The sequence below is a fragment of the Microbacterium sp. P2_F9 genome (genome assembly GCF_056403635.1).
On record NZ_JBFUFC010000136.1, the window covers coordinates 1 to 10392 of the forward strand.

Annotated in this window: 13 protein-coding genes; 2 read left to right on the top strand and 11 right to left on the bottom strand. The window is 69.3% G+C overall.

The genetic code is table 11. The features are described from left to right. The first annotated feature begins 106 nt into the window (after positions 1 to 106). Both AC1DVT_RS13835 and AC1DVT_RS13840 read left to right on the top strand, forming a co-directional pair. Positions 107 to 580 (top strand): NUDIX hydrolase, encoded by a 474-nt coding sequence (locus tag AC1DVT_RS13835; protein ID WP_477389632.1) that lies wholly within the window; start codon positions 107 to 109, stop codon positions 578 to 580. Between the two features lie 89 nt (positions 581 to 669). Beyond that, positions 670 to 1302, top strand: coding sequence for a vitamin K epoxide reductase family protein (locus AC1DVT_RS13840; protein ID WP_477389633.1), 633 nt, complete (start codon positions 670 to 672; stop codon positions 1300 to 1302). Positions 1303 to 1309: 7 nt separating this feature from the next. On the opposite strand, the gene AC1DVT_RS13845 is transcribed toward AC1DVT_RS13840, so the two are convergent. The 11 genes from AC1DVT_RS13845 to AC1DVT_RS13895 form a co-directional block, all read right to left on the bottom strand. Then, entirely contained in the window at positions 1310 to 1882 is a 573-nt protein-coding gene (locus AC1DVT_RS13845) for a GNAT family N-acetyltransferase (protein WP_477389634.1), read from the bottom strand. Between the two features lie 75 nt (positions 1883 to 1957). Beyond that, positions 1958 to 2878: an RluA family pseudouridine synthase gene (locus tag AC1DVT_RS13850; RefSeq protein WP_477389635.1), complete on the bottom strand. Its 921-nt coding sequence runs from the start codon at positions 2876 to 2878 to the stop codon at positions 1958 to 1960. Positions 2879 to 2880: 2 nt separating this feature from the next. After that, positions 2881 to 3465 (bottom strand): signal peptidase II, encoded by a 585-nt coding sequence (gene lspA, locus AC1DVT_RS13855; RefSeq protein ID WP_477389636.1) that lies wholly within the window; start codon positions 3463 to 3465, stop codon positions 2881 to 2883. A gap of 9 nt (positions 3466 to 3474) precedes the next feature. Further along, positions 3475 to 4059 (bottom strand): DivIVA domain-containing protein, encoded by a 585-nt coding sequence (locus tag AC1DVT_RS13860; protein ID WP_477389637.1) that lies wholly within the window; start codon positions 4057 to 4059, stop codon positions 3475 to 3477. Between the two features lie 131 nt (positions 4060 to 4190). Continuing rightward, on the bottom strand, positions 4191 to 4490 hold the full coding sequence (locus AC1DVT_RS13865) for a YggT family protein (RefSeq protein ID WP_457098247.1): 300 nt from the start codon (positions 4488 to 4490) through the stop codon (positions 4191 to 4193). Between the two features lie 3 nt (positions 4491 to 4493). After that, complete coding sequence (locus AC1DVT_RS13870; protein ID WP_457098246.1) at positions 4494 to 4952, bottom strand: cell division protein SepF; 459 nt, start codon at positions 4950 to 4952, stop codon at positions 4494 to 4496. Positions 4953 to 4989: 37 nt separating this feature from the next. Further along, entirely contained in the window at positions 4990 to 5673 is a 684-nt protein-coding gene (locus tag AC1DVT_RS13875) for a YggS family pyridoxal phosphate-dependent enzyme (protein ID WP_477389638.1), read from the bottom strand. A 60-nt stretch (positions 5674 to 5733) separates the two neighbouring features. Next, positions 5734 to 6870: a cell division protein FtsZ gene (gene ftsZ / locus AC1DVT_RS13880; protein WP_457098244.1), complete on the bottom strand. Its 1137-nt coding sequence runs from the start codon at positions 6868 to 6870 to the stop codon at positions 5734 to 5736. A 179-nt stretch (positions 6871 to 7049) separates the two neighbouring features. Continuing rightward, on the bottom strand, positions 7050 to 7943 hold the full coding sequence (locus tag AC1DVT_RS13885) for a cell division protein FtsQ/DivIB (RefSeq protein ID WP_477389639.1): 894 nt from the start codon (positions 7941 to 7943) through the stop codon (positions 7050 to 7052). A 178-nt stretch (positions 7944 to 8121) separates the two neighbouring features. After that, complete coding sequence (gene murC, locus AC1DVT_RS13890) at positions 8122 to 9525, bottom strand: UDP-N-acetylmuramate--L-alanine ligase (RefSeq protein WP_477389640.1); 1404 nt, start codon at positions 9523 to 9525, stop codon at positions 8122 to 8124. Between the two features lie 71 nt (positions 9526 to 9596). Then, positions 9597 to 10392: UDP-N-acetylglucosamine--N-acetylmuramyl-(pentapeptide) pyrophosphoryl-undecaprenol N-acetylglucosamine transferase (locus AC1DVT_RS13895; RefSeq protein ID WP_477389641.1), on the bottom strand; the 796-nt coding region annotated here is incomplete at its 5' end.

Genomic DNA, 10392 nt, shown 5'->3' on the forward strand with positions numbered 1-10392 from the left:
GTCGAGCATCGAGTACTCGCTGTGCACGTGCAGGTGAACGAAGGAGTCGGCTGCCACCCGACGAGTCTACGGTCGGGGTCTGACGAGCCCCGGCTATCGTGGCGGCATGCCGACTCCCGACTTCGTGCTCGAACTCCGCCGCCTCGTCGGCACTGCGCCCCTCCCCCTGGTCGGTGTGACCGCCGTCATCCTGCGGGGCGACGAGGTGCTGCTCGGACGGCGCACCGACAACGGCGCACTGACTCCGATCACCGGGATCGTCGACCCCGGCGAGGAGCCGGCCGACGCCGCCGTGCGTGAGGCCCTCGAAGAGGCGGGGGTGAAGATCCGCGCCGAGCACCTGGCCTGGGTGCACCAGATCCCGCGGGTCACCTACGAGAACGGCGACCAGAGCGACTACCTCGACCTGACGTTCCGCTGCTCCTGGGTCTCGGGCGAGCCCGTGCCGGTCGACGGAGAGATGCGCGATCTCGCGTGGCACCCGGTCGATGCTCTGACCGACATCTCCGATGACATGCGCCGACGCATCGAGGCCGCCACAGCGACCGTCGTGGCCGCGCGCTTCGAGGGCGGACGCTGAACCCGGCCACCCGGGCGCCGCGCTTTGCGGCTGGATTTCTCCGGTGATGCGAGGCCCCGCCGGGGGTGGGACGCGGCCAGAATAGCCGCATGATGGTCTCGACTTCGTCAGCCACGCATTCCCCGGGTACAGCCACGCTCATCCGTCCTCCACGCGGTCTCGCGATCTTCTGGATCGTCGCGGGAGCCCTGGGCGGCATCGTCGCCTTCCTGCTCTATCTCGAATACATCGGCCAGCTCACCGACGCGAAGCCGCTCATCTCGTGCTCGATCAGCCCCATCGTCACGTGCGGACCGAACCTCCTCTCCCCGGGCGGCAACCTGCTCGGCTTCAGCAACTCGATTCTCGGGATCGTGCTCTTCTGCGGTCCCGTCTACGCCGGCGTCAGCGCGCTCGCCGCGCCCACCGGTCTGCGCACCTGGTATTGGCGGGTCTACAGCGTGTTCGTGCTCGGCGGATTCGTGCTGGTGCACTTCTTCGCCTGGCGGAGTGTCTTCGAGTACGGGTCGCTGTGCCCCTGGTGCATGATCATCTGGCTCGTGACGATCCCGCTGTTCTGGTTCACGCTCGGCTGGTCGCTGCGCGACGGCGTGTGGGGCTCGTCGCCTCGACGGGTGGGCGCCTTCATCCTCGCCTGGGCTCCGCTCATCACGATCGTCGACTACGCGATCATCGCGATCGCCGCCCAGGTGCGCCTGGACGTGCTCGGGTCGCTCTTCTGACCACCCGTCAGCGCAAGTCGAGGCGCATGAGCACGCGGGGAAACCCGCTGAGCACCGAGTCGGTGTTCGCAGCCTTGTGAAACCCGGCCTTCTGAAAGAGCGACCGCGTACCGACGTACGCCATCGTCAGGTCGACCTTCGCCCCCTGGTTGTCGACGGGGTAGCCCTCGATGGCAGGTGCCCCGCGTTCTTTCGCGAACGCGACGGCGCCATCGAGGAGCGCATGCGAGATGCCCTTGCCCCGGTGCCCCGGACGCACGCGGATGCACCACACCGACCACACGTCGAGGTCGTCGACGTGCGGGATCTTCCGGAACGTCGCGAAGTGCGTGTCCGTACGCGGGGCGACCGCCGCCCAGCCGACGACATCGGCCTCGTCGTAGGCGAGGACGCCAATCGCTCCCACCTCGTCGATGAGGCGCCGTACGCGCTCTCCGCGTTCGGGGCCGCGCAAGGCGAGATGCTCCTTCGACGGTATGCGATAGCTCAGGCACCAGCACACGTTCGAATCGGGATTCTTCGGGCCGACAATCGTCCTGACGTCCTCGAACACATTCGCCGGACGCACCTCGATGGCCATGGCAGACACTGTGCCACCGGCATCCGACACCGTCCAGGTATGCCGACCGGCACGCGGGCGGCATGCCTGCGCGCCTCAGTCGCTGCGCAGCACCTCGAGCGCGTGGGCGAGATCAGCGGGATACGCGGAAGAGAAGGTCACCCAGTCGCCCGAACGCGGGTGGGCGAAGGAGAGCTGGTGCGCGTGCAGCCACTGCCTCGTGAGACCCAGCCGGGCCGACATCGTCGGGTCGGCGCCGTACAGCGGATCGCCGACGCACGGATGCCGGTGCGCGGCCATGTGCACGCGGATCTGGTGCGTCCGCCCCGTCTCCAGATGGATCTCCAGCAGCGAGGCGCCGGGAAACGCCTCGAGCGTCTCGTAGTGCGTGACGGAGTCCTTGCCTGTGGGGGTGACCGCGAACTTCCAGGAGTGCGTCGGGTGACGCCCGATCGGCGCGTCGATCGTTCCGGCCAGCGGATCGGGATGCCCCTGAACCACCGCGTGATAGATCTTCTCCACTTCGCGTTCCTTGAAGGCGCGCTTGAGGGCCGTGTAGGCGTGCTCGGTCTTGGCGACCACCATAAGACCGCTCGTGCCGACATCGAGGCGATGCACGATGCCCTGCCGCTCCGCTGCGCCCGTCGTGGCGACGCGGAATCCGCTGCCGGCCAGCGCGCCGAGCACCGTCGGGCCCTCCCACCCGACGGACGGGTGGGCGGCGACGCCGGTCGGCTTGTCGACCACGACGATGTCATCGTCGTCGTAGACGATGCCCAGATCCGGCACCTCGATCGGTATCACCTCGGGATCGCGACGCGCCTGCCATTCCACCTCGAGCCAGGCGCCGCCGCGAAGCCGGTCGGACTTGCCGAGGACCCGGCCGTCCTGGCGCACACCATCGGCCTCGGCGACCTCGGCGGCGAATGTCCGCGAGAAGCCGAGCATCTTCGCGAGCGCGGCATCGACGCGTACGCCGTCGAGTCCGTCAGGCACCGGAAGACTGCGTGATTCCATCGTCAGTCCTTCGAACCGGGGGCCTCTGCCTCGGCGGACGACGAACTCTCAGCCTCGGCCACGACGACGTCGCGCTGATGGCGCGTGCCGTCGAGGTGCACACCGACCAGGACGAGCAGGGCGATGCCGATCATCATCGTCACGATGAACATGTCGGCGACGTTGTAGATCGCCGGCATCATCCACGGCGTGTGGATGAAGTCGATGACATGCCCGACCGCGAATGCCGGTGGCCGGAAGAGCCGATCGGTCAGATTGCCGAGCACTCCGCCCAGCAGCAGGCCGAGCGCGACCGCCCAGAGCCGCGAGCGCACCCTGGTGGCGGCCAGCCAGACGATGATGCCGGCCACGACGGCCAAGGCGATCGTGAAGAGCCAGGTGACGCCCTCGCCGAGCGAGAACGCGGCACCGGGGTTGCGCACGAGATAGAAGATCAGGAAGTCGCCGATGACGTGCACCGGCTCCTCCGGGGGGAGGTTCTCGATCGCCAGGTACTTGGTGAACTGGTCGGCGGCCAGCACCAGGACCGCGAGGATCGCGATCGTGATGCCGGCCGCCGCCTGATGGAGCGGGGCTCGACCTGTCAAAGGCTCGGCCTAGAGACCGATGGCCGAGACCGGCGTGGGGCCGGACGCGTTGGCCGAGGTCTCGAGGTCGCGCAGGTGGCCCTCGATGTAGTTGCGCAGCTGCGCACGGTAGTCGCGCTCGAACACGCGGAGGTCGGTGATGCGGGTCTCGAGATTCGCCTTCTCGCGCTCGAGCCGGGCGATCTCATCGCGTCCGCGTGCCTCAGCATCGGAGAGGATCGACGCGGCCTGGGCCTGCGCATCGGCGACGAGCTGGTCGCGCTGGGCGCGACCCTCGGCGATGTGCTCGTCGTGCAGGCGCTGGGCGAGCTCGATGATGCCCGCGGTGGCGGCAGCAGGGGCCGCAGCCGACACCGGCGCGGGCGCAGGCGCCTCGGCAGCCGGTGCGGGAGCCTCCTCAGCCGGCGCTGCGGTCGCTCCGCCGGACTCCAGCTGCGCGACCTTGGCCTTCAGCTCGTCGTTCTCAGCGATCGTCTTGCGCCACTCGACGACGATCTCGTCGAGGAAGTCGTCGACCTCGTCGGGGTCGAAGCCCTCCTTGAAGCGGACGTGCTGGAACTGCTTGGTGACGACGTCATCGGGGGTCAATGCCATGGTGGTTCCTCTTTCGAGCGCTCAGGTCGCCGGCAGAATTCGGGCTTCGGCTGCCGTCTCCGGCAGACCATCCCAGGCAAGCATAGTCGCGGGTCCTCTGGGCTGTCGAAGGATTGCCTGGCAGGTCGCTGTCAGCCGGCGAAGGAGCGGGTCACCGACAGCAGCACCAGGCACAGCAGCATCGTGATCGAGAACCCGAAGTCGATCGCCACCTGCCCGACGCGCAGCGGCGGGATGACGCGGCGGAACATCTTCAATGGCGGATCGGTCACGGTGTAGACCACTTCGGCTGCTACCAGGCCGGCGCCCTTGGGGCGCCATTCGTGATTGAAGAACGGGATCCAGTCCAGCACCATGCGCACGAGCAGCACAAGGATGTAGAGCAGCAGAAGCGTGTTCAGGACGGCCGCGATGACGCGGATGGCTTCCACGGTCTACGGCGCGAAGGGGACCGACTCAGGGTCCGCCTGCGCCACACCGCCGTCGCCGGAGACGGCGACGTTCTCGGGCGAGAGCAGGAAGACCTTGCTCGTGACCCGCTCGATGCGTCCATAGAGCCCGAGGGAGAGTCCACTGGCGAAGTCGATGAGACGCCGCGCATCGGCGTCGCTCATCTGCGAGAGGTTGATGATCACCGGGATCCCCTCGCGGAAGTTCTCGGCGATCACCTGCGCGTCGCGGTACTGCTTGGGGTGCACCGTGAGGATCTCACTGATCGTGGAGGGCGCGGGCTGACGCACGACCGTGGGTCGATGCAGCGGCGTCACCGTCGCGTCCTTCTCGACGGCCTGGACACTCTTGCGTCCGGTCGGCTGCGCCACAGGCTCCTCGTAGGCTTCCTCTTCGTCGGCCAGACCGAGGTACACCATGGTCTTCTTGAGCGGGTTCGACATCGCATCCTCCGTGTGTGCTCGCCGTCCTGGTTCGAGGCTAACGGGGCACCGGCCTTGGCCCCGTTATTGCCGAGCCGATCCGCAGGTGTGTCGCACCCGCGGCGATCGCCTCGGCGAAATCGGCGGTCATGCCCGCCGAGATCCATGTCGCGTCCGGCACGAATGCCTGGACGCGCTCACTGCTGTCGTGCAGCCGCGCGAAGGCCGACGCCGGCGCCTCATCGAGTGGCGCGACCCCCATCACTCCGCGCACCCGCAGCGTGGGCAGCCCGGCGACATGCTCCACCAGCGCGGGCAGATCGTCCGGCGCCACGCCGCCGCGACCGAGGTCGTCGGTGAGGTTCACCTGCAGGAGCACGYCCAGTGCCTGGCCCGGTTCACCAGCGGCATCGAGCGCGTCMGCGAGTTTCGCACGGTCCACCGAGTGAACGACGGATGCCGCGGCCCGGATCGCCCGCGCCTTGTTGGTCTGCGCCTGCCCGATGAAGTGCCACGCGAGTCCGTCTCGCTCGCCCACGGCGGCGACCTTCTCGCTCAGCTCCTGCTGCCGGTTCTCGCCGAAGTCGCGCACACCGAGGGTGTACAGCTGCTCCACGATCGTCGGCGGGTGGAACTTCGTCACGACGATGCGGGTCAACGCTCGCGGATCGCGACCGGCCGCGCGCGCGGCATCGGCGATGCGCACGTCCACGTCCGCGAGGCGCTCCTCGAGTGCATCCACGTTCTTCAGAGCCTCTCGAGGGTAGATCCGTGGGACCGGGCGGTCTCCCGCCCGGTCATCTCACTTCAGGAAGTCGGGGATGTCGAGGTCGTCGTCGCCGAACGCCGAGTCGTAGCTCGAGTCGATCGTGGCTCCGACCGACACCGGCTCCTTCTCGACGGGGCGCTCGATCGACTCCGGGAGCGAGGACGGCACGGCCGGCGGTGTCGCCACCCGTGCGGCCGTCATCGGCTCGATGCGCGACGTCGGCTCACCGCTGTCGAAGCCGGCGGCGATGACCGTGACCCGCACCTCGTCGCCGAGCGTGTCGTCGATCACGGTGCCGAAGATGATGTTCGCCTCGGGGTGGGCCGCTTCCTTCACGAGCTGTGCGGCGTCGTTGATCTCGAAGATGCCGAGGTTCGATCCGCCCTGGATGGACAGCAGCACGCCGTGCGCACCCTCGATCGACGCTTCGAGCAGCGGCGACTCGACGGCCAGTTCGGCCGCCTTGATCGCACGGTCCGCGCCGCGGGCCGAGCCGATGCCCATGAGGGCGGAGCCCGCACCCTGCATGACCGACTTGACGTCGGCGAAGTCGAGGTTGATGAGACCCGGCGTCGTGATGAGGTCAGTGATGCCCTGCACACCGGCGAGGAGCACCTGGTCGGCGGTGGCGAACGCCTCGATCATCGAGATGCCGCGGTCGCTGATCTCGAGGAGGCGGTCGTTCGGCACCACGATGAGGGTGTCGACCTCCTCCTTCAGCTTCGAGACGCCGGTCTCGGCCTGCTGCTGCCGACGACGCCCCTCGAAGGAGAACGGCTTGGTCACGACGCCGATGGTCAGCGCGCCGATCGACTTGGCGATCTTGGCGACGACCGGTGCGCCGCCGGTGCCCGTTCCACCACCCTCGCCCGCGGTGACGAAGACCATGTCGGCGCCGCGCAGGGCCTCTTCGATCTCCTCCGCGTGGTCTTCGGCTGCGCGACGGCCAACTTCGGGATCCGCCCCCGCACCGAGTCCGCGGGTCAGTTCGCGTCCCACGTCGAGCTTGACGTCTGCGTCGCTCATCAGCAGCGCCTGTGCGTCGGTGTTGATCGCGATGAACTCGACGCCGCGCAGGCCGAGGTCGATCATGCGATTGACCGCGTTGACGCCGCCGCCGCCGACGCCGACGACCTTGATCACGGCGAGGTAATTCTGGTTCTGGCTCATGCCGGCCTCCGTCTACGAAACCCCGAAAAAAAACCTTCAACTTCATGTTGAGGTATAAAGAATTGCCCGGTATGCAATTCCTGACTCGAAGGTATGCGGCCGCGTCGACGAGAGCCGGAGCCGGTCGGCGTGTCGCGACATCGCCGCGCGAATCCGTCGGCGATGCGATCCCCCTCGGGTCAGCGCACCACGATGGCGGCCGGCGACGACACGTCGTATTCGCTCACCGATGCGGGCGGGCGCGAGCGCATCGTCGTCTCGAGCACCTTGGCCTTCAAGGCCGACTGGTCGGCACTGCCCCATACGACCTGGGAGTTCGTGCCGCCGAGCGTCAGGGTGACGTCGTCGGCGGTCGTGGCCGAGATGGCGGTGACCTGGTCGCGGATCGACGCGGGCAGCGAGCGCATCACCTGGGCGGTCGCCGCGAAGGCACGGGAATTCGTGCCGCCCGACACGGTGAGCAGCGGGCGACCGGGTGCCGGCGTCTCGGTCGTCGACAGGATGACCCCCGCGGCATCGACCAGCGTGTACCCCGCACGCGTCTGGATGAGTCCGATCGGCATCCGCTCGACGATCCGCACCATGAGCTCGTGCGGTGGCCGCGCCTCGAGCGAGTACGTCTGCACGAGCGGGAAGGTCACCAGGGCGGCCTTCACCGCACTCTCGTCGATCAGGGGCAGCGGTGTGCCGAGCTCATCCGACAGCGCGGCCTCCACGGCCGCCGCATCGAGCTGCTGGGCTCCGACGACGCGGATCCGCTCGACGGCGAAGAGCGGGCTGTACGCCAGCGCGAGCGTCGTCAGCACCAGGAGCAGGACGGATGCCGCGACCGCGACCCACAGCATCCTGCGCCGTCGCTGGCGGCCTGTGAACCGCCGGACCTCCGCGCGCAGCGCCCGTCGACGCGCCCGGGCGGCCGACCAGACGTCGCGGATGCGGATCGCCGGATCGTCGTCCGCATCGGCGGCCTCACCGGCGGGTGCCATCTCGGGCAGCGCGTGCGGTGCGCCCAGCGGGATGACCGGTGCCACCGACTGCACCTCGTGCGGCTCCACGATGAGCGGTCCGGTCATGGTGGCCGTCGCTGTGCCCAGCGGTCCTGATGCCGGCGCGGCATCAGGCGCACCGGCGGGTCCGGACCCATGCGCCRGCACCGCCACGGACTCGCTGATCCCCGGTGCGGGTGATCCGTCGGCGGAGCCCTCGCGGGGTGCCGGGCTCTGCGGCAGGGGCGAAGGCCGGCGCATCCGGCTACTCCCCGGCGGCCGTGCGCGAGAGCGCGTCGAGCACCTGCGGGATGATCTGGTAGACGTTGCCGCAGCCGAGGGTGATCACGTAGTCGCCGGACCGTGCCACCGTGGCGGTGTAGTCGGCGGCGGACTGCCAGTCCTGGACGAAGTGCACGTGCGAGGGATCCGCGAACGCGCCGCTGACCAGTTCGCCCGTGACGCCCGGCACCGGATCCTCGCGCGCACCGTAGACATCGAGGACCACGGTGTGGTCGGCGTACTGCTCGAGCACGTCGGCGAACTCGCGGAACATGTGCTGCGTCCGCGAGTAGGTGTGCGGCTGGTGGACCGCGATGATCCGGCCGTCGCCGATCACTGTGCGGGCGGCGGCGAGGGCCGCGGCTACCTCGGTGGGATGGTGCGCGTAGTCGTCGTACACGCTCACGCCGCGTTCGACCCCGTGCAGCTCGAAGCGCCGCACCGTGCCCGCGAAGCCCTCGACGGCGCGGATCGCGGGCTCGAGTCCGAAGCCGAGCGTGAGGAGCGCTGCGACGACTCCTGCCGCGTTGATCGCGTTGTGCTCGCCGGGGACGATCAGCTGCGCGGTCACCGAGTCGTCGCCGTAGGTCAGGGTGAACGCCACCGGGCCGTCGGTGCGGATGTCCGAGACCCGAAGGTTCGCGGCATCCGACGTCCCGAAGGTCAGCACGTTCGGGTGCGTGATCCGCGACGAGACGAGGAGCGCGCCCGGATCGTCGGCCGAGATCACGACCGCCTCGCCAGCCTCGTTCGCGAATCGGGCGAAGGCGTCGTAGAACGCGTCGGCCGAGCCCCAGTGGTCGAGGTGGTCGGGGTCGACGTTCGTGATGAGCGCGACCGAGGTGTCGTAGAGGAGGAAGGTTCCGTCGGACTCGTCGGCCTCGATGACGACGAGATCGTCCGACCCGGTGCCGCTCGAGACGCCCAGCTGGGCGATGACCCCGCCGCTCACGAAGGTGGGCGCGGCGTCGAGCGCCTGCAGAGCGGTGACGAGCATGCCGGTCGACGTGGTCTTGCCGTGCGCGCCGGCGATCGAGACGAGCCGGCGGCCGCCGATGAGCCAGTACAGGGCCTGCGAACGGTGGATGACCGGCATCCCCCGCTCCTTCGCCGTCACGAACTCGGGGTTCTCCGGCCAGATGGCCCCGGTGTGGATCACGGTGTCGGCGTCGCCGAGGTTCGCGGCATCGTGCCCGACGTGCACGCGGGCGCCGAGCGCGGCGAGTTCGCGCAGCGCCTGGCTGTCGGCGCGGTCGGATCCGGAGACGCGGATGCCGCGCTCGAGGAACATGCGCGCAAGTCCCGACATACCGGAACCGCCGATGCCGATGAAGTGCGCAGCCTCGATGGACTCGGGAATGGGAAGGCTCAGGTCGGGTCTGATCATGACCTGTCAAGCCTAAGCGGGCGGGCTGGGGGCTCGGCCCCGGCACGCTGGCACGGTTCCCGAACCCTCGGTCACTGACCCCGAAGGGCCCGGTCGACGAGGGCCACGACATTCTCGGTGCCGGTGCGGATTCCGACGGATGCCGCGGCCGCGGTCATCGCCGTGCGCCGCGCGGCATCGGCCAGCAGCGGGATGACCTCCGTGCGCACCCGCCCGGGCGTGAACTCGCTGTCAGGGATGACGACCGCCGCACCGGCGCGCACCGCGGATGCGGCGTTGAGTGCCTGCTCCCCGTTGCCGACCGCGTACGGGACGTATACCGCCGGGATGCCGAGCGCGCTGATCTCGCTCACGGTGGCGGCTCCGGCGCGCGACACGATGAAGTCGGCGATCGCGAACGCCAGGTCCATCCGATCGACGTAGCGCTGCAGGCAATAGCCTGCCACGCCCGGATCGACGAGCTCGGACTTCTCCCCCGTGACGTGCAGCAGCTGCCAGCCGGCGTCCAGCACGTCCTGCCAGGCACCACCGAAGGCCGCATTGAGCTGCCGGGCGCCGAGCGACCCGCCGAACACGAGGAGCGTCGGACGATCGGGGTCGAGCCCGAAGTGGGCAGCTGCCTCGGCGCGCAGCCCCTGGCGGTCGAGGTCGACGATCTCACGGCGCAGCGGCATCCCGACCACGGTGCCGCCCCGGAGCCGGGTCCCCGCGAAGGCCACTCCGACGGCGGCGGCCCGGCGCGCGCCCAGCACGTTGGCGAGCCCTGGCTTGGCGTTGGCCTCGTGCACCACGTACGGCACGTGCGCGCGCGCGGCCGCGACATAGGCCGGCGCCGACGCGTAGCCGCCGAAGCCAACGACCACGTCG